This window comes from Halobacillus shinanisalinarum (genome assembly GCF_022919835.1).
GTDB lineage: Bacteria > Bacillota > Bacilli > Bacillales > Halobacillaceae > Halobacillus_A > Halobacillus_A shinanisalinarum.
The window spans coordinates 282,945-302,320 of sequence record NZ_CP095074.1 but is presented as its reverse complement, the minus strand read 5'-3'; the positions used below and the strand labels follow the sequence as shown (position 1 = coordinate 302,320).

General features: G+C 40.3%; 19 protein-coding genes, 3 pseudogenes and 2 riboswitches. Of the genes and pseudogenes, 10 read left to right on the top strand and 12 right to left on the bottom strand.

The features are described from left to right. Positions 1–36: 36 nt before the first annotated feature. The 8 genes from MUO14_RS01645 to comGA all read right to left on the bottom strand — a co-directional run bounded on the left by MUO14_RS01645 (position 37) and on the right by comGA (position 4,662). The gene (locus MUO14_RS01645) at positions 37–282 is read right to left on the bottom strand and encodes a DUF2626 domain-containing protein (protein WP_244753343.1); all 246 of its coding nucleotides are present in this window, start codon (positions 280–282) and stop codon (positions 37–39) included. Positions 283–801: 519 nt separating this feature from the next. Beyond that, positions 802–1,191, bottom strand: a complete 390-nt coding sequence (locus MUO14_RS01640) for a hypothetical protein (RefSeq protein WP_244753342.1) — start codon at positions 1,189–1,191, stop codon at positions 802–804. After that, entirely contained in the window at positions 1,163–1,582 is a 420-nt protein-coding gene (locus MUO14_RS01635) for a competence type IV pilus minor pilin ComGF (protein ID WP_244753341.1), read from the bottom strand. The genes MUO14_RS01640 and MUO14_RS01635 overlap by 29 nt, the downstream gene beginning before the upstream one ends. Beyond that, a complete protein-coding gene (locus tag MUO14_RS01630; RefSeq protein WP_244753340.1) occupies positions 1,563–1,886 on the bottom strand; it encodes a type II secretion system protein in 324 nt (107 codons plus the stop codon). Before MUO14_RS01630 ends, MUO14_RS01635 begins: the two co-directional genes overlap by 20 nt. Then, entirely contained in the window at positions 1,876–2,358 is a 483-nt protein-coding gene (locus MUO14_RS01625; RefSeq protein WP_244753339.1) for a prepilin-type N-terminal cleavage/methylation domain-containing protein, read from the bottom strand. Before MUO14_RS01625 ends, MUO14_RS01630 begins: the two co-directional genes overlap by 11 nt. Next, on the bottom strand, positions 2,318–2,626 hold the full coding sequence (gene comGC, locus MUO14_RS01620) for a competence type IV pilus major pilin ComGC (protein ID WP_244753338.1): 309 nt from the start codon (positions 2,624–2,626) through the stop codon (positions 2,318–2,320). The genes MUO14_RS01625 and comGC overlap by 41 nt, the downstream gene beginning before the upstream one ends. 13 nt (positions 2,627–2,639) lie before the next feature. Beyond that, positions 2,640–3,695, bottom strand: coding sequence for a competence type IV pilus assembly protein ComGB (comGB, locus tag MUO14_RS01615; protein WP_244753337.1), 1,056 nt, complete (start codon positions 3,693–3,695; stop codon positions 2,640–2,642). Beyond that, positions 3,676–4,662: a competence type IV pilus ATPase ComGA gene (gene comGA, locus MUO14_RS01610; protein ID WP_244753336.1), complete on the bottom strand. Its 987-nt coding sequence runs from the start codon at positions 4,660–4,662 to the stop codon at positions 3,676–3,678. Before comGA ends, comGB begins: the two co-directional genes overlap by 20 nt. A gap of 96 nt (positions 4,663–4,758) precedes the next feature. Here comGA and MUO14_RS01605 point away from each other — a divergent pair, with 96 nt between their 5' ends. Further along, the gene (locus MUO14_RS01605; RefSeq protein ID WP_244753335.1) at positions 4,759–5,268 is read left to right on the top strand and encodes a shikimate kinase; all 510 of its coding nucleotides are present in this window, start codon (positions 4,759–4,761) and stop codon (positions 5,266–5,268) included. 25 nt (positions 5,269–5,293) lie between these two features. Then, positions 5,294–5,476 (top strand): YqzE family protein, encoded by a 183-nt coding sequence (locus MUO14_RS01600; RefSeq protein WP_255822150.1) that lies wholly within the window; start codon positions 5,294–5,296, stop codon positions 5,474–5,476. Between the two features lie 200 nt (positions 5,477–5,676). Here MUO14_RS01600 and MUO14_RS01595 read toward each other — a convergent pair whose 3' ends face one another. Both MUO14_RS01595 and MUO14_RS01590 read right to left on the bottom strand, forming a co-directional pair. Beyond that, on the bottom strand, positions 5,677–6,477 hold the full coding sequence (locus MUO14_RS01595; RefSeq protein WP_244753334.1) for a YqhG family protein: 801 nt from the start codon (positions 6,475–6,477) through the stop codon (positions 5,677–5,679). After that, positions 6,474–8,116: pseudogene (locus MUO14_RS01590) on the bottom strand (DEAD/DEAH box helicase). Before MUO14_RS01590 ends, MUO14_RS01595 begins: the two are co-directional and overlap by 4 nt. Before the next feature lie 167 nt (positions 8,117–8,283). Continuing rightward, positions 8,284–8,378, top strand: a riboswitch (glycine riboswitch). 3 nt (positions 8,379–8,381) lie between these two features. Beyond that, positions 8,382–8,486, top strand: a riboswitch (glycine riboswitch). A gap of 64 nt (positions 8,487–8,550) precedes the next feature. Here MUO14_RS01590 and gcvT point away from each other — a divergent pair. Genes gcvT through gcvPB form a run of 3 tightly spaced genes read left to right on the top strand, consistent with a single transcriptional unit; the run spans position 8,551 to position 12,475 of the window. Next, complete coding sequence (gene gcvT, locus MUO14_RS01580; protein ID WP_449768899.1) at positions 8,551–9,657, top strand: glycine cleavage system aminomethyltransferase GcvT; 1,107 nt, start codon at positions 8,551–8,553, stop codon at positions 9,655–9,657. A 12-nt stretch (positions 9,658–9,669) separates the two neighbouring features. Then, positions 9,670–11,019 (top strand): aminomethyl-transferring glycine dehydrogenase subunit GcvPA, encoded by a 1,350-nt coding sequence (gene gcvPA, locus MUO14_RS01570; RefSeq protein WP_244753331.1) that lies wholly within the window; start codon positions 9,670–9,672, stop codon positions 11,017–11,019. Beyond that, entirely contained in the window at positions 11,012–12,475 is a 1,464-nt protein-coding gene (gene gcvPB, locus MUO14_RS01565; protein WP_244753330.1) for an aminomethyl-transferring glycine dehydrogenase subunit GcvPB, read from the top strand. Before gcvPA ends, gcvPB begins: the two co-directional genes overlap by 8 nt. Before the next feature lie 104 nt (positions 12,476–12,579). Here the strand turns inward: gcvPB and MUO14_RS01560 are convergent, their stop codons facing one another. Further along, positions 12,580–12,960, bottom strand: a complete 381-nt coding sequence (locus tag MUO14_RS01560; protein ID WP_244753329.1) for a rhodanese-like domain-containing protein — start codon at positions 12,958–12,960, stop codon at positions 12,580–12,582. A gap of 410 nt (positions 12,961–13,370) precedes the next feature. On the opposite strand from MUO14_RS01560, the pseudogene MUO14_RS01555 reads away from it, so the two are divergent. The 4 genes and pseudogenes from MUO14_RS01555 to MUO14_RS01540 all read left to right on the top strand — a co-directional run. Beyond that, positions 13,371–14,819 (top strand): annotated as a pseudogene (locus MUO14_RS01555) (vitamin B12-dependent ribonucleotide reductase); the annotation flags it as partial. 262 nt (positions 14,820–15,081) lie between these two features. Next, positions 15,082–16,209: pseudogene (locus MUO14_RS01550) on the top strand (vitamin B12-dependent ribonucleotide reductase); the annotation flags it as partial. 171 nt (positions 16,210–16,380) lie between these two features. Next, on the top strand, positions 16,381–16,818 hold the full coding sequence (gene mntR / locus MUO14_RS01545) for a transcriptional regulator MntR (protein ID WP_244753328.1): 438 nt from the start codon (positions 16,381–16,383) through the stop codon (positions 16,816–16,818). 102 nt (positions 16,819–16,920) lie between these two features. Further along, positions 16,921–17,793 carry a patatin-like phospholipase family protein gene (locus MUO14_RS01540; protein ID WP_318036005.1) on the top strand — a complete coding sequence of 291 codons (873 nt, stop codon included), beginning with the start codon at positions 16,921–16,923 and terminating at the stop codon, positions 17,791–17,793. A 13-nt stretch (positions 17,794–17,806) separates the two neighbouring features. On the opposite strand, the gene MUO14_RS01535 is transcribed toward MUO14_RS01540, so the two are convergent. Next, positions 17,807–18,208, bottom strand: a complete 402-nt coding sequence (locus MUO14_RS01535; RefSeq protein WP_244753327.1) for an SA1362 family protein — start codon at positions 18,206–18,208, stop codon at positions 17,807–17,809. 463 nt (positions 18,209–18,671) lie between these two features. Between MUO14_RS01535 and MUO14_RS01530 the strand changes: the two genes are divergently transcribed. Then, the gene (locus tag MUO14_RS01530) at positions 18,672–19,190 is read left to right on the top strand and encodes a YqhR family membrane protein (protein WP_244753326.1); all 519 of its coding nucleotides are present in this window, start codon (positions 18,672–18,674) and stop codon (positions 19,188–19,190) included. The last annotated feature ends 186 nt before the right edge of the window (positions 19,191–19,376 follow it).

The following is a 19,376-nucleotide window of genomic DNA, read 5'->3' as shown; positions in this document are numbered from 1 at the left end:
AAAGTCCTGTTATCCAATTAGGATAACAGGACTTTTTTAGTGACCACCGAAAGATGGTACAAGAATGAATGATGAATAATAAGTAAATCCAATCATAAACACTGTCAAGTATGAGAAAAATATGTAAATATACATACGCTCAGACAGTTTAAGGTAGCCAATTGCAAGGAAAAAGGCAGTTTGAACAAGAGATAATAGTGCAGCTTCCATCATGTCGCCAGTATAAAACATGACAGTGAAAATCCCAGTCCAAAACGCCATCACTCGAAACATGCGATCCATGCTTCTTCCCCCTCCTTTTTCATCTTCATCGTTAAACTATCATTAATATTATAAACGACCTATCTAAGATTGTAAATGAATCTTGTCAACAGCAGAACACTCATCATAAGGTGTACTCATTAAAGTTCCATAGCTACCCAGGCTTTCGTCAAACAAAAACATGACTAAAAATCGGGTATTGAATTTGATGAACAACATAGATTTCGTCACTGCACACATATTTTATCGTTTACTCAAATAGGTGTGATGATCTCCTGACAAAGTCCAGTGATGGATGTAAAAGGTTAACTGTAAATGAGCCCTTAGATTTAGTTTATAAAAGACCAAAGTAATTACGCCGACCACTAGTAAGAAAGAAACGGTGAAAGGTTAATCATTGGGTTACAATGTTGAAGACCTTCGTAAACTTGATTGAAATATGATGAACAGATATCGTTATTAGTTTTGTGGAGAATCCAAGAAGAATATACATGAATGCAGTAAAAAAAGTGCGGCTGCTTGGATGGCAGCCGCACTTTTTCATCGTGTTTTATGTGCATCTATACGATAAGAACGGGTGATATGTTTAACAGCACCTCCATTCAGGGATAATTGCCATGTACATGAGTAACCATCCCCTTCTGGATTACATTGTACGAAGGCTTCTCCTAGTGGAAGAGTGAAATGATCATTGACTATTTCATTCGCCGCAGTGTGTTCATTCAGTTTTAATAGGAGTTGATCATGACTGTAGTGGAAAAGGCTTTGAAGTTGATGGTATTCAGTTACAACTTTTGTTGATATGAGTTGATTTTTATATTCTTGAGCAGTGAACAGACATGTAAGAATAAGTAAACTACCCATTGTATAAACCCACGGAAAGATGATACCTTTTTCGTTGTTAAGAGGGGATATAAATCGTTTTATCATAGGCTGTGCCTTCCTTAAGGGTAAGATGAACAGTAAGAATATCATTACCCTCTTTCAGATTGAATGTGATCGCTTGAATGTTTGTAATAAGCAGTTCGTGACCGGTATCATTTACCTGTCTTCTTACTGAATCTCCATATTTTGAAATGCGTATAATACGTCCCATTGTATCCGTGATAAATAACTCATTCTGGAGGAGCTTCACCTTTGTAGATGTATTTATTTCTTCTTCGACGAAGGTGAAAAATTGAATGGCTGACAGCTCATGAGAGTAAGCGGGGCTTTCAATAAGCTTTAGTAAAGGGATGCTTATCGTTAACATTATAGAAAGTAAGGTTAGACAGAATAACGTTTCAACTAAGGTGAAGCCTTTACTGTTTATAGCTAGCATATAAGCATAGCTCCTTGTTGTTATGACGAGTCTCCCACGTAGCGCAAGCTTCAACGTAAGTATCTAGTTGATTGAAGGTGATCGTCATCAATTCATATTTATTTATAAATGGAAACTTGTCAGGAGTCTCATTTTTATACTGAAGCAGCTCGCTTTGTAACTGAGTAGTTATGATACGTTCATCTGCCAGTGCCTTTTGGGAAGTTCTTAATTCGGTTAACAGTGGAAGTATAGCTGTTGAAATCATTATTAATAATCCGAAGGCACATATGACTTCAACTATAGTAAATCCTTTATTGTTCATGAATCGTCACCCTGCTTTTTCCAAATGGAAAGGTTATCTTATAGCTGGATTCTGGGGTTTTCAAGACCATTGTTCCAGGATTTTGAATCGTACCGCTCGTATTAAAGCGAATAGGTGATTGAAGTGTGGTGAGACGAATCGACCACTTCTCTGGCAGTTTACGGTGAAACACACTTTTTCTGCTTGAATAGTCGTATAGATAGTAGTCATTGTTTTCTGGACGTATCATAATCCAGTAGTGACTTTCGTGCTGCATGGATAGTTGCTGTGCTAGCAGAATGTCATTCTCAAGTTGTTCGATATAGTGGGTAATTTTAACAGAGCTAACTACCTCACTATTCAATGGAGCAGCTATCGCTAATAGCACAGATAATGCAACGAGCACAATGATTACCTCACTAAAGGTGTAGCCTCCTTGCTTCTTATTCATTTTATTCAGAAGGTGGGCCCGTGACCACACCCGTAGCAGCATTATACTCAAGCTCTTTTCCATTCGGGCATTTGGTTTGTTTTAAAAAGTTTCCGGCTACCAGGGCATCGAGTGAAGCAGGGAATGTTCCATTTTCAATTTTATAAGCTTCTACTTGCGCTTCGGCTGTTAAGGTAAGTGCCTCACAACCTTTAGAGCGGATGGTTTCATTATTCTCGGTTAGATTGGGTATTGTTATAATTAGTAATACGGAAATGATTAAAAGCACGATTAGCATTTCAATGAGTGTGAACCCTTTTTGATTGTTCAATGGCTTGCTCCTTTCATATTTGATCCATCCACTGATACATCGGCAGCATGATGGAAGCATAAATCAGAACGACAACACCCGCGATCCCTATAAAAAATATCGGTTGTATAAGTTGGATCGCACGTGTTAATTTTTCTTTCAATTGATCAATGAGTAATTCAGACAGAACATGCAGCTCAAGGCTTAATGTGTCAAGGTCATTGGTGTGATGAAATATGGCTGTCAGTTCCCCTCTGAGCAGGGTACATGAATGAAGAGATTGACCAAGCAGGGCCCCTTCATTAAGCTTTTCTAAAATTGTTTTTGCGTAGTGGGTAAGAACATTATATTTTGTTTGTTCGGCCATCATTTCTAGGGCCTGTTTAAGGGAAAGACCAGCTCGAAGGAGAGAACTTAAATGGGTAGCGAATAGGAAACTGATGGTAAATGTTTGATACCCTTTGATGACGGGGGTTCTTTCGTAGATGGATAACGTTTGTTCAATGGAAAGCTTAGGTAAATAAAGCCTGAAGGCGAACAGCAGAATAATTAGTATAAGGGACACGTAACCAAAACCAGTTATGCCATAATCAACACCTTTTAAAATGAGTAAACTCAGCGGCTTTGAGCTATCATTTTCAAATAGTGACTGAAAGCTAGGCAAGATGGTCCGCTTGATAACCCCAAAAGCAATGAACACAAAGAGTAGCAAAAATATAGGGTATCTCATTACCTGTTTTAATTTTTTTGTGTATTCGTTTTGAATGTGCAACAGCTCAGCGCATTGCCTGAACATGGATGGGAGGTCTTGATGAATGCGTGAAAAATACAAAAATGATATTACACTTTTTGAAAAATTTGCTTGTTGAAAAGCTGCATCCATAGGCTGCCCTACCTTAAGCTGTTCAGTAATTGTGCTTGCGATTAGGGCAAGAATTGGGTCCCAGCTAGTCATCTTAAGGGACTCGAGTAATGGGAACCCTTTGTCTAGCAAATGGCAGAGACGTCGTAAAAACAATATTTGTTTTGCCAGCGGAAGGACTTGCTGTCGGTGATGGAGGTGAAAGGTTTTAAATGTAGCCAAGAGCATAGGCTTTTCTCCTTAAGGATGCGAATGACTGAAATTGGGTTTGATAGTCAGGGGGGTGACCTTGTATCGCTTGATAGAGGGTTTCTCCGTTCAGAAGCTCAACTATTGCGGCTCTTCTAGGAAGTGATTCATGGCTTTTTAGAGGGAGGAGCTGCTGTGCGGCAATGGCGATTAAAGTTTGTTCAAGATCTGAAGATTTAATTTTCATCTCCTCTAACCTTCTGATTGTCCCATAAGCGTCCTTAGCATGGATCGTGCTGATTACCAAATGGCCGCTTAGAGCAGCTCGAAAGGCGAAGTGGGCTGTTTCTTTATCACGGATTTCGCCAACCATGAGTAAGTCTGGGTCGTGACGCAAGGCAGCCTTTAATCCAGCATCATAGGTGATCCCAGCACGCTCGTTAACTTGTACTTGAATAATATTATTCAAGTTTTTCTCGATAGGATCTTCGAGCGTGATCGCTTGAAAGGAATGTTTCTTAAGCAGGGATTGGAGTAACGCATAAAGGGTGGTGGTCTTCCCGCTTCCGGTCGCTCCGGTGAATAGGATCATTCCGCTTGAATAGGTAAGGCATCTTTCAATTTGTTTCAGTTGGTTTGGAAAAAGAAAGAGTCGTTCTAGCTGTAGTTGGTCGTCAGGAGAAAGAATACGGATCGCTAGGCTCTCACAGCCAATAATGGGGAGAGTGGACAAGCGAAGGTTAAACAGGGATTGATTCAGACGATGTTCAATGGTACCGTTTTGCGGTTTCGTCACTTCACCGATATCCATGCCGGAAATAAACTTAAAATAAGCAAGTAGTTTTTGGTATGATGGAATGGGTAAAGAGGAATGGAAGATCCGTTGTCCATGAATACGGAAGTGGATATCGGTCTTTTCAGTGTAGGGAGAAAAGTGGATGTCGGACGCTGTTTGTTGAATCGCAGAAACTAAAAGGTCTTGGGCATACTTAGCAATCTGGCTCACGTTATATTATCACCTCATTTCAAATATCAGCCTTTATACCTTTCGACACTTTCTCTGTAAATCCTTCTTTTTTCTGAAAAAAATTAGGGGCATGACATGATTTTTTTAATTGGCTATATGGGGAGCGGTAAGTCAACAATAGCGAAACGTTTGAGTGAAGTTTTGCAGTGTACATATATAGAGATGGATGAAGAGATTGAAAGACGTGAGGGGATGACGATCCCAGAAGTATTTACAAACCATGGAGAGACATTTTTTCGTGCAAAAGAATCCCAGTTACTTAAGGAGTTGGAAGGTGAATTAATTGTATCGACAGGAGGAGGTGTTGTTTTATCAGCTGAGAATCGACAAGCTTTAACTGACCATTTTGTTATTTACCTAGAGGCTTCTTTCAAAACGATTCAAGACAGGCTAGCCCAAAGTGGAAACCGTCCGCTTTGGAGCGGCGATTCAAATGAAAAACAAAAGCGATTTAATGAGCGCAAACCCTTATATGAAAAAGTCGCCATAGGAAGGATACTGGTTGACGATAAGGATCCTGCAATGATTGTAGAGGAGATTCTTCTTTGTCTAAAGAAAAACGATTTTGGACATACTAATAGGTAATCAATCGTAAAGAAGGGATCCCTTTATGAAGAAAAATGAGTATGTTCAGTTTCTTACCGAAGAAACGCTTAAGTATATGCATATGTCTAAACAAGAAAAGCTTGATAGAAGGGTGGAGAGGCCCTCTAAAAGAAGTTCCTCATATTGGTTTGGAATCCTACCTTTCGCTTTGAAAGTAATGAAACGGAAGTGGCAGAAACATAGTTAAAAAGAGACTCAGGGCATGGGTCTCTTTTATTTTGGTATACGAACTCGTCAAATACGATTTCAAGTCTAGGTCAACCTGTAGTTTATTTCTCTCTCCAGAAAGTCAGTTCGATGTTGGAACAGGAGGTGTCTTTTTTATCGAACTCCCTTGATTTCGTTCCAAGTCAAACATCCCATGATGACAAGGCACCTGCCCTTTTTTCATTGCAAAAATAATTGTTGACTAGTTTCCTGTGATAAATAAAATAATCCGCCATTTGCAATTTGGATTGAAATTCGTGGTTTATATCTAACATCAATCTGCTCCAGTTCTTTTTCATAATATTCTTCGTCGACGTCATCAGATGTGAAAAAACGATGTAGTAAATCTTTTTCATCTTTTAGCTGATGTAAAGATTGCACTTCCCATTGATCGTCTAAAGAATCAAGGCGTTCATTTACATAACGAATAATGCGATGGTAGCCGCTTTCGGTGCGTACGATAGGTGTCATTGGGAAACTAAAATCCGATACCGTGGAGCGAAAATCAAATTCCCAAATTTTGTCCATCATTTTTGTAATCAGAGCTCCGTTAATTAGATTTAACCCAATAGAGAGAACCTCGTCACGCGTTTGCTTCCCTCGGTAGGTCACTTTTATATTTAGTATCAACCACGGATGCAGGGCTTTATTTACTGTCAGGGAAGGAAGATATTCATAAAGCCTCGTAGAGTAGGAACGTTCAATAGCTAATTGGTACATTTGGTGGAGCTTTGGTGTTCCTGCGTGTAGATGTATCCCACTATCTTCCTCCATAATTCCGTCTGTGAAAGTTAGGCTCATTGCTTCTCCTACCCGGTCCATCTTTTTCATATAATGCCAATAAAATGGGCGATTCATAAGCGCTTCATCCATGTCATTTGTGAGTTTTACATGCATGGACTGGTTGCCTTCTTCGGTAATGATACACCCATGGGTTGTGAAAAAGTCCTTAGCAAACTGATAATACATACTAGTCGTCAACTTAATTCCCTCCGCTCATTTACGGTATATTCCACATAGCTGACAAGGTTATTTAATTTAATATTCATTTCCCCTTGACTATCTGACTGCTTCATAATCATCTGAATTTGGTCGTCGAAGCTGCCGCCGGGAATGTGTTCTAAAATATGGTCCAAATCGCCAACAGCATGTTTAAACATCTCAATTTTTTCATATAGAAGATTCAATATTTGATCTTCAATTGTGTTTTCAATCGCAAAATTATAAATATGGACATCTTTCTCCTGACCGAATCGATGTATTCTGCCGATCCGCTGTTCGAGACGCATTGGATTCCAGGGTAAGTCATAGTTGATCATATTGTTGCAAAACTGCAGGTTAATGCCTTCAGCACCGGCTTCAGTTGCTACCATAACTTGTGCCTTTGTTTTAAAAAGATGTTTCATCCAGTCACGTTTACTCTTATTAAACTTTCCACTAAAAGGAACGGAAGTAATTCCGTGCTGTTGCAGATACCATTGCAAATAAAATTGGCTGGCCCGATATTCTGTGAAAATAATGAATTTTTCATTAGACTTATCCATGATTTCAACGACTCGCTTTGCTTTAACATGGTGGGGAAGTGTTCCTAAACGGTCGATCAGTTCTGCCAACATGGTAGATTTGCCGTCTTGTTTATTTTGCATGGATTGTAATGACATATAACAAGCTTCTCTTGTTGAACAAAGTTCTTTTGCTAACGTCAACCATGTAAAAGAAGGAGAATTGGATTTTAACGCTGCGAGCTCTTCGTACATTTCTTTCTCTTCATCGGTAAAAGTAAGACGGATATTTGTGACGTGACGTTTTGATGAATCAAGCCCGGTGTCCTTCCTGCGGTTACGGATCATCAGTTTACTCAGTAAGGAGTGGATATGCTCATGTGTCTCGGAATGTTCAAGGGACGTTTTACGGTATTTCTTTTTAAAAGTGGTTAAATCACCAAGGTAACCGGGTTTTAAGATTGAAACTAGATTAAATAAATCACTCAAATTATTTTGGATAGGTGTAGCTGTTAGTAATAAACAGTACGTTTTTTTTAATTGCTTGACAAATTGATAATTTTTAGTTTGGTGATTTTTTAATTTGTGGGCCTCGTCAATAATAATCAAGTCATAAGGGATCGACAAAATTTCTTCCTTGTGAGCTTCTCTTTTCGCCATATCGATCGATGTTACTGTAATATCCCAGTCCTGCCAGGCTGCAAGTTTTTTTCGAGGAGAATAGGCCTGAATATAGAATTTATCTTGCAATTCCTGGATCCATTGGTTCACGAGGGAGGCGGGAGTTAAAATGAGGACCTTCTTTGCCATACCCGAATCATATATTCCTTTAAAATAAGGCCTGCCTCCAATGTTTTTCCAAGACCGACCTCGTCAGCAAGGATAGCCCGTCCATTCATTTCGTGGACGACCTTCTCACATGCATCGATCTGATGATTCAGAAAATCAACATGGGGGAGGTGTTTAGTTGATAGCAATCCATTAAACTCTGGGATCGACCGGTTTTCTAAAGCTTTGTAGCCAAGTTTAAACTCGTTCCATGAACAAAGGGAATCGGGTTGAGCAAGGTTCTCTGATAAAGATTGTATATAGTCTCGATCGTAATGTGTCTCAACCATCTGATCAACTCCTGTACGTAATAATAAAAAAGAATTCATATAAATTTGAAATCGGCATTCGCTCTTATGGTACGCTATGGTATAATGAAGCAGAAATTTAAGAGAGTTTGTCGCATAGCTTTACAGGTTAGTATGCCCAAATTAATCTAAGAAAATACTAGTAGCGGATGATTGCAAAGGGAGAGACTACTTTTGTGGCGCCGAAGGAGCAAGTAATCGAAATGATTGCGAATCTCTCAGGCAAAAAGACCTTTGTAGGACGCACCTCTGGAGAGTGTTTACGATAGGTAAACCACCCAAGAAGCAAGCGGATTGAAGACGTCTTCGTACGTTTTTAAAAACGCCAAACTTTCTGGTGAAACGGACAGAGACTCCCGGTAAAGCGGTAGAGTCTCTTTTTTTAATGCTTAATTAGATCTTATAGGAGTGATAGGATGACTGAATTGAAGCGCACACCCCTTTTTTCTGAGTATAAGAGGTTAGGAGCTAAAACGATTGACTTTGGAGGATGGGATTTGCCCGTCCAATTTACCAGCATTAAGGACGAGCACGAAGCGACCCGAACAAATGCAGGGCTTTTTGATGTTTCCCATATGGGAGAGGTCATTATAAAGGGAAAAGACAGTCTTGATTACTTACAAGGGATGTTAACTAACGACTTGTCAAAGCTTGAACCGGGAAAAGCACAATATACGATTATGTGCTATGAAGATGGAGGCACAGTGGACGATCTAATTGTTTACATGTTAGCGACAGACCACTATCTTCTTGTCATTAATGCAGCAAATCGTGAGAAGGATGTGCAGTGGCTTAAGGATCATAAAGAGGGGGAAGTCACCATCACAGACGTCTCTGATGATTACGTTCAGCTTGCACTTCAAGGGCCAAAAGCAGAAGAGGCACTGCAGCAACTGACCTCTGCAGATCTATCTTCCATTAAATTTTTCCGTTTCTTGCAAGATGTTTCGTTCAAGGATGTAAAGGATAAAGCAATCGTTTCACGCACTGGCTATACAGGTGAAGACGGCTTTGAAATTTATCTTCCTGCTGCATCAGGTCCGGCCTTATGGCAGGCAATTTTATCCGAAGGCGAAACTTTTAATGTGCAGCCAATTGGGCTTGGAGCCCGCGATACACTGCGTTTTGAGGCTAACTTGGCATTATACGGACAAGAACTCAGTCCTGAAATTACGCCAATTGAAGCGGGGCTTTCCTTTGCTGTACGAGTGAAGAAGGATGCAGACTTTATTGGTAAAGAAGTACTGAAAAAGCAAAAGCAAGAAGGGCCAGCACGTAAGCTAGTTGGTATTGAAATGATCGATAAAGGCATTCCGCGCACCCATTATGAGGTATTAGACGGGGGAAGTCGATTGGATTTGTCACGACAGGCACACAATCTCCGACACTTGGAAAGAATGTCGGTCTTGCTCTGTTGGATAGTGAATACACAGATGAAGGAACAGAAGTTACGGTTGCAGTACGCAAACGAAAATTACAAGCAAAGGTTGTCAAAACACCTTTTTATAAACGATAAAGAATGAGGGGGAAGAGTTATGGAATTCCGTTATTTACCGATGACTGAACGCGATAAGCAACAGATGATGGAAACAGTTGGAGTCAAGTCAACAGACGAGCTGTTTGCAGATATACCTGAAAATGTACGCTATAAAGGTGATCTAAATATAAAAGATCCCAAAAATGAATTTGCACTTATGAAGGAACTCACACAGCTTGCTGGGCAAAATGTTAATCTGAAATCACATACCTCTTTTCTAGGGGCTGGAGTGTACGATCATTATATTCCTTCTATAGTCGATCATGTCATTTCAAGATCTGAATTTTATACGGCCTATACGCCTTATCAGCCAGAGATCTCCCAGGGGGAACTTCAGGCTATATTTGAATTTCAAACAATGATTTGTGAGCTTACAGGAATGGATGTCGCTAACTCATCCATGTATGACGGGGGGACGGCTCTTGCTGAAGCGGTTAATCTTTCAGCTGGACAAACGAAAAAGAAGAAAGTGCTTGTCTCAAAAGCTATCCATCCGGAGTCGATGGCAGTTATTCATTCATACGTCAAAGGACCTGGAGTAGAAGTTGTTGAAATCGATCATAAAGATGGTGTAACGGATCTAGATCAGTTAGAAAAAGAGTTGGATGAGGATACAGCTAGTGTGGTCGTACAATACCCTAACTTTTTCGGACAAGTAGAACCACTTCAGCAGGTGCGATCTATTGTTGATACGCAAAAGAAAGCAATGCTGATCACTTCAAGCAACCCATTATCACTAGGATATCTCACGCCACCAGGTGAATTCGGGGCAGATATCGTTGTCGGGGACGCTCAAGTATTTGGAATCCCCGCCCAATACGGGGGACCACATTGTGGTTATTTTGCAACAACAAAAAAACTTATGCGTAAAGTACCAGGGCGTTTAGTTGGTCAAACCAAGGATGAAGAGGGCAAAAGAGGATTTGTTCTAACCCTGCAAGCACGTGAACAGCACATTCGTCGTGACAAAGCGACCTCAAATATCTGTTCAAACCAGGCGTTAAATGCGTTAGCTTCCTCAGTAGCTATGTCATCCCTTGGTAAACAAGGGTTAAGAAAAATGGCCTGGATGAACATGCAAAAGGCAGCGTACATGAAGCAACAGCTAGAGTCTGCTGGGTTTTCCATTGCTTACCAAGGAGCCTTCTTTAACGAGCTTGTCGTAAACATTGGTGATCAACTTGAAGATGTTAATAAAAAGCTTTTACAAAAAGGATTCATTGGCGGCTACGACCTTGGAGGAAATTTCAACGACCTTGCGGGGCACATGCTTGTTGCGATTACAGAAATTCGTACGAAGGAAGAAATCGATCTTTTCGTTAAAGAATTGGGGGATATTCATGGCTAATCAAGACTTTCCACTAATATTTGAATTGAGTCAAGAGAGTCGTACAGGCTTCAGTTTACCTGAGTTAGATGTGCCTGAAACGGATGTGGATGAGCAGTTAGGGGAGACATACATTAGAAGAAATGAACCCGATCTACCCGAGGTAAGTGAATTACAGATTATGCGTCACTACACAGCGTTATCTAAGCGAAATCACGGGGTCGATTCTGGGTTTTATCCACTTGGTTCATGTACGATGAAATATAATCCAAAAATGAATGAAGATGTTGCTAGATTAGCTGGCTTCAGCCACATTCATCCATACCAAGCACCTGAGACTGTTCAGGGAGCTCTTGGCCTATTGTATGATTTGCAAACAACATTGGCAGAGATTACTGGAATGGATACAGTAACCCTTCAGCCAGCTGCAGGTGCACATGGGGAATGGACCGGGTTAATGATGATCCGCGCATTTCATGAAGGAAATGGCGATTATCAACGAACTAAGGTCATTGTGCCGGATTCCGCTCACGGGACCAACCCGGCTTCAGCAACAGTAGCTGGGTTTGAAGCTGTTACAGTTAAAACGAATGAACGAGGCCTCGTTGACCTAGACGACTTGAAGCGAGTAGTCGATGAAAAAACTGCGGCTCTTATGCTTACTAACCCAAATACACTTGGCTTATTTGAAGAAGACATTGAGGATATGGCGGCGATCATTCATGAAGCAGGCGGGAAACTGTACTATGATGGAGCGAATCTAAATGCTATTATGAGCTACGCTCGTCCGGGAGATATGGGCTTTGATGTCGTTCACCTTAATCTTCATAAAACATTTACTGGTCCTCACGGCGGGGGAGGACCGGGATCAGGCCCAGTTGGCGTAACGGCAGAGTTTGAACCCTTCCTACCTAAACCGATCTTAACAAAACGGGATGACTTGTTTGTATTTGATGGGGAACGGCCACAATCAATTGGACGAGTGAAGCCTTATTATGGAAACTTCGGTATCAACGTACGTGCTTACACGTATATCCGTACAATGGGGGCTGAAGGTTTAAGGAAAGTAAGTGAATATGCAGTGCTAAATGCAAATTATATGATGCGCAGACTTCAAGAAGAATACGAAGTACCATTTGATCAGCATTGCAAACATGAATTTGTGTTGTCAGGTAAACGACAGAAAAAACTTGGGGTCCGTACACTTGATATTGCTAAACGATTGCTTGACTTTGGGTATCATCCACCAACCATCTACTTCCCAATAAACGTAGAAGAAGCTCTCATGGTTGAACCAACAGAAACCGAATCAAAAGAGACGCTTGATGCATTCGTTGATGCGATGATTCAGATTTCGCGTGAGGCTGAGGAGGACCCTGAGAAGGTTCAGGAGGCCCCTCATACAACGATTGTCAGTCGTATGGACGAAACAACAGCAGCAAGAAAACCGATCTTACGTTATATCAAAGAAAATTAATGAGGAAAGCGTAAGCGCCTTGAAGAACTTCATCTTGTGACAGTTGGGACCTAAGGCAGTCCTATAGATAGAGAAAAGACGCTGCCTTTAAGCAGCGTCTTTTCTTATTTTTTCACCTTGATTTTGCCTGTCCATTTTTTAAAGCCGCCTTTTAATTGATTAAGATCTGTGTACCCTTTTTTATTCAACATAAGCGCAGCTCTCGAGGAACGTGATCCATTTTGACAATAAAGATACACAGGCTTGTCTTTACGAATTTCAACAAGCCGATTTCTTAATTGTGATAAAGGAATATTTCGTGCGCCTAAAATATGACCGCCATCGAATTCCTTAGGTTCACGTATATCAATCAATTGTGCCTTTCTATATCCTTGACGGAATTCATCCTCTGTTAATGTAGTCAGTACTTTGTTTGCCTTCATAAATCGGAACACGCCGAATGCAATTAAAAACGCAACGGCACCTAATAAAATCCATAGTTCCATTCTCTACATACCCCCTCTTCCCCTATCTATTATATGAGGGAATGCGGAGGTTTTCAAAGTATTTTTATAGCACTTAAGATGAAAATGAAAAATGTATTGATTTTGTTATCGGATTCAAAGCCATTGTTTAGGCATTTTATACATGATTGATGATGCAACAGATAAAAAAGTTAATGAGTTATAAAAAATCGGGAACTTTCTCTTATTATCTAGATTTTTCTTTTATTTTTGCAGTATTATTAGATTGACAAAATCGTTCTAAGTTGATCGAAACACAATATATGGGTAGGGAACTTTAAAATGAGTACAATATATTGATTAACATTTTGAAAATGTGGTATGTTACCTATAGATAATAACTTAACCATTCTAATAGCTTTACACAGGCAAATCGAAAAGGAGAGGTACAAATGCAGACAACAACCACAGGCAGTACGCCAGCAAGGTTAAATGTGGATCGGCTGAATGCGGATATCCGCCAATTTGATCAAGTGCACGAAATAACATCAGATATGCACTTAACACATAGCGGAGTATCGCGGTTAGTAATGTTAGACCGCTACGCATTCAAAGATACAGAAAGGCTGACGTTGTCAGAAGGAGATTTCGTTGTTCTTACTGTTAAGGATGACCCGAAATTCCCCGCACGAGGTTTTGGATTTATTGAATCGATCGATTGGGAACATCACAAGGCAAAAGTTAAAGTAGAAGAAGAGTTCATCAATGTGCTCGATAAAGAGGAAGAGCGCGAAACAGGTGTGATCACAAGAAATCTTGATACCATTGATAAACCACTAGAAGTCTTTTATGAACAGATTGCCTTAAGGAATGCAACTGGATTATCAGCAGTTGAAGTGGATGATGCGCAAAGGGAACAGAGCTTTAAAGCCTTTTATGAAGAACTCTCAAATCTCAACTTTATTCCAGCAGGACGAGTTCTCTATGGGGCAGGCTCAAATACGGATGTGACCTATTTTAACTGTTACGTAATGCCTTATATCCAAGACTCTCGCGAAGGGATATCTGATCATCGTAAGCAGGTGATGGAAATCATGTCGCGCGGTGGTGGTGTCGGCACAAACGGTTCAACCCTAAGGCCCCGTAATACGCTGGCTAGAGGGGTTAATGGCAAGTCGTCAGGTTCTGTATCCTGGTTAGATGATATTGCTAAGTTAACTCATTTAGTTGAGCAAGGTGGATCAAGACGTGGGGCACAAATGATTATGTTATCAGATTGGCATCCTGACATCGTTGAATTCATCATTTCGAAAATGCAGAATCCACGCATTTTAAGATTTTTAATTGAAAATACCGAAGATGAACAAATTAAGGAACTGGCAGAAGAAAAACTTAAATTCACCCCCTTAACGGAAACGGAGAAAGACCTGTATCAGAGCGTGGTTAATTATAAAACCATGCCGGGTCAAGGTGGATTCACAGAAAGCAGCCTGCGCGAAGCAGAGGAAAAACTGCAAACCGGCGGCACATACACCGTTCATAACCCTGAATTCTTAACAGGGGCGAACATATCTGTTTGTATTACAAAAGAATTTATGGAAGCAGCAGAAAACGACCAGGAGTATCACCTGCGTTTTCCAGATGTAGAAGCCTACTCAAAAGAGGAAATGGCCACTTACAATGCAGAATGGCAAGAGAGTGGAGATGTCCGTGAATGGGAAGCCAAAGGATTCGGCGTGAAAACGTATCGCACTGTTAAGGCGGCAGAGCTTTGGAAGTTAATCAATATTTGTGCAACTTACTCTGCTGAACCAGGTATTTTCTTTATCGACAATGCTAACGAGAAAACAAACGCGAGTGCTTATGGTCAAAAGGTTGTGGCTACCAACCCATGTGGTAAAGTTGCATAGTTTGCCTCATGTAAATCATTGCGGAATGAAGCAGGGACCCTGAGACGGGAACCCGAACCGAAGGCCTTGTTTAACAGCTCGGTCAGGGGCAACGCATAGATGGTGAAACTAGTGGATAACTAGAATATAATCCATCCACGAGGCCGCAAAACAACATGTTTATTTATTAGAACGTTGTTAAAAGATATGCTGAACTAACAGAAATTCAACTGTTAGAACATAAGGATAAAAAGCCTTATGGGTAACAAAATTGGAACAACCGTTAGCGCCTTTTTCTGTCTGTAATTTAGCAGCAGTAAACTTAGCTTCTGTTGCAGACAAAGAAGCGAAGAAAGTTAATTTTGACAAGTTGAGAAAAACAGTTGCGACAGGCGTACGCATGCAGGATAATGTTATCGATGCGACACCTTACTTCCTAGAAGAAAACAAGAGGCAGGCTTTAGGTGAGCGCCGTGTTGGTTTAGGTGTAATGGGGCTTCACGATTTGCTTATTTATTGTGAAACAGAGTATGGCTCTAAAGAAGGAAATAAACTCGTTGATGAAATCTTTGAAGTGATTGCAACAACGGCTTATCGTGAATCCATCAATTTGGCGAAAGAGAAAGGAAGCTTCCCATTTTTACACGGGGAGACCGATGAGGAAACGCAACAGCTGAGACAAAGATTTGTTGAAACCGGTTATATGCAGGATATGCCTGAAGATATTCGTGAAGATGTACTCAAATACGGAATTCGTAACTCTCACTTGTTAACTGTAGCTCCTACAGGAAGTACAGGAACGATGGTAGGGGTAAGTACCGGGCTTGAGCCATACTTCTCGTTCTCTTATTACAGAAGCGGTCGTCTTGGTAAGTTTATCGAGGTTAAAGCTGATATAGTTCAAGAGTATTTGGACAAGCATCCTGACCAAGACCCGGACAATCTCCCGGACTGGTTCATAACAGCTATGACGATGGCTCCCGAAGCCCATGCGGATACACAGTGTGTGATCCAGCGCTGGGTAGACAGTTCGATTTCAAAAACGGTGAACGCACCAAAAGGGTACACCGTTGAGCAAGTGGAACAAGTGTATCAGCGACTATACCATGGCGGTGCCAAAGGCGGAACCGTGTATGTAGACGGAAGCCGTGATAGTCAAGTTCTGACGCTTAAAGCAGAAGAAAATGATTTTGACGGAGAACAGACCGAATTTGAATTTGATGAGGATAGAAAACCACGTGTTGTTCTAATGGATACAGTCCATGAATTAGAAAAAACGAAGGTAACCATTGGATCAGAAGTTGGTGACACCTGTCCAGTTTGCCGAAAAGGAACCGTTGAGGATATCGGCGGCTGTAACACTTGTACAAATTGTAATGCACAGTTGAAGTGTGGGTTATAAAGCGAAAGTAAATGTCCTGACTACTTGGACAGGATTTATAAAGAGCAACAGGCGATCAGCGGATACTGGTCGTCTGTTTTTTGTTGAGTAGGCTGCTTGTCAGAGAAAACAAACTAGTGTATCATTTTTATGAAGCAACCTACATAACAGAGGCAATATTGGGGGTTTAACATGCCAACACCAAGCATGGAAGATTATATTGAACAAATTTATATCTTAATCGAAGATAAAGGATATGCACGAGTGTCTGACATTGCCGAAAACCTTCAAGTGCATCCATCCTCAGTTACTAAAATGGTTCAAAAATTAGATCGGGATCAATACTTAAACTACGAAAAATATCGTGGTCTTATTTTAACTCCAAAGGGAAAGAAAGTGGGGAAACGGTTAGTCTACCGTCACGATCTTCTCGAACAGTTTCTAGAAATCATTGGGGTGGATGGTGATAAGATTTATGATGATGTGGAGGGGATCGAACATCATTTAAGTTGGGATTCTATTGACCGCATTGGAGATTTGGTGCAGTATTTTGAAGAGAACGATTCGCGAGTGGAGGATCTTCGAACTGTGCAGCAGAAAAATGAAGAACAAAATAATGAACAAAAATGAGACGCAGATGACTGCGTCTTTTTTGTTCATTATTTTGTTCTATCCAGCACTCTTCCCGTTTATATATGTAATAAATGGGGTGATCGTATAAATATAGACGGGGTGTTTTCCGGCGGTGGGGTGAAAGCATTAGCTTTTATTGGAGCTCTTGAAGTGTTGGATGAGAATGACTACCATTTCAGGAGAGTTGCGGGGACATCTGCCGGGGCAATTATAGCTTGCCTAATTGCTTCAGGGTATCAAGCTAAAGATCTAAAGAAGATCTTGTTTGATCTATCATTAGAGAAACTAACGGATGAACCGATTCCTGAACGGTTTTTCCCGTTTTCAAAATGGCTTTTGCTTTACTTCCGTATGGGATTATATAAGGGTAACCGTTTAGAGAATATACTAGAGAAATGGCTTGAACAAAAAGGGGTTCGTACTTTCGCAGATCTACCCACTGGAAGCTTGAAAGTCATCTGCTCTGACTTGACTTTAGGAAAAATGGTTGTCATCCCAGATGATCTGAAAGAATTGTATGGCATTGACCCAAGTACGTTTTCGGTCGCCAAAGCAGCGCGAATAAGTGCAGGCCTGCCCTATTTTTTTATGCCTGTTAAGCTCCATGGAAAGAAGGGGAAGTCGCTGCTAGTAGATGGGGGTGTTCTCAGTAATTTCCCCATATGGTTGTTTGAAAATGAGCATGGTAAGCGAAAGCGACCAATACTTGGGATGCAGTTAAGCGATCCGCCCGACCAGCTTCCAGAACAAAAAATTAAGAACGCTATACAAATGTTTCATGCCTTATTTCGAACTATGAAAAAAGCGCATGATGCTAGATATATATCAGAAGAAACTAGTAGGGATGTCATCTTTATTCCAGTAAAGGGTATTGAGACAACTGACTTCTTTATGAATGAAGAACAAAAGAAAAAATTAATAAGTATCGGGCAAGAGAAAGCCGAACAATTTCTAGTTCGTTGGAAAAGATAAAAAATCGAGCCGCTTAAAAGGAGGCTCGATTTTTTCCTTTGCTTTTATTGCCTTCTATGACACGTAGATTAGGGGCGTTTTTGCGTTTTGCTTTTGTCTGTTTCGTGTTAGATGAAAATTTAGGCGCGGGTTTGGCTTTACTTTTAACAGGAGCCGGGGATTTATACTTTTGCTTCGATTGTTTGACCGCTTGTTTATACTTTTTCATTTCGTTACTATTTCTGCCTGCACCCGCTCTGACACGATTACGGAGAAATAGGAAGTAAATGGCACCATATACTAGTACAGCTATTCCAATCATCATAATGATCGATGAAAGAAAGGATGAAGGATTCGTCACCATTTGATACCCTACATAAAAAATTGCCAGGGTAATAAGCGTGTACATAACAAGAGTACCCCAGTTTCTTGACATTTTTAAGTTTCCTCCTTCGCATTAGATTTTTGATAGGAAACACCTTACTATTGTGTATACCACTTATGCCTTTGTTTTTATCATGTTCTAGCATCTTTTGAAGGAATATTTGATTTAAACGTTCCTAGTTTCTTAGACATTTTACTATTTAGATTTGTTAAGTTATTTGTGTTTGTCCTTATTCAGGCGAAAATCCTCTAAGATAAGATAATGTTAAGATGCCTTGCTACTTTAAATTGTTTCCTTTCAAGCTGAAAATATTCAATACTATCACCTTTTTTATCTTAATACCTGTTGCCCACCATAGACTGGTTGTTTACTATTTGTCGTGAACACTCTACACCAGTCATAGGTTTCTGCTTCTATTTTACAGTAAAAACTGATGATTCACTACCTTTTTAAAAGATAAACTCTTGGGCATGAAATAGCTCTTAATGGAGAAAATAAAAATGAGGTGATGACAATGGCTGACAAACCAAAAGACCAGGATCAACCAAAAGAACATAAAGAACAAAGTAAGCAGGAACCCCCGCATAGTGTACTATCTAAAACATTACTAATTGGTTTCATTGCAGGAATATTATGGAGCGGACTTGGCGCAATATCGTATTATTTCAACTTCTCACAAGTTTCCGCAGCTACGTTTATCTTTCGTTCCTTCTGGCAAACAGAATGGACAAGTACGCTGCTTGCAGAAATTCTGGCTGTCGGAATCGTTGCCGTATTATCCATACTCGTGGCGTTCGCTTATTATGTTGCTTTGAAAGGAAAAAATGGAATATGGCCAGGTTTTATTTACGGGATCATTCTATTTGGTCTTCTATTTTATGTGATGAATCCAATATTTCAAGCCGTCCCTGACTTTACCCAGCTTACAATTGACTCTCTCGTAACTACGATATGCTTATTTGTTTTATATGGGGTGTTTATAGGGTATTCGATATCATATGAGTTTAAGGAATATAATCAGCCGGCAGAATGATGATATTCAAAGAGTATGATAAAATTAGAAAAGTGGAAGTGCTTTAGTTGATACAGTAGCCAGTTTAGATTGAAATGGTCGACTATGTTAGGTTTATCCATTGTGTATCCCACAGGTGGCAGGCACTAAGGGGAACAATTTGGGCTTGCCGCCTATTATCCGTGGGTTTCATCAGCTTACAATTTG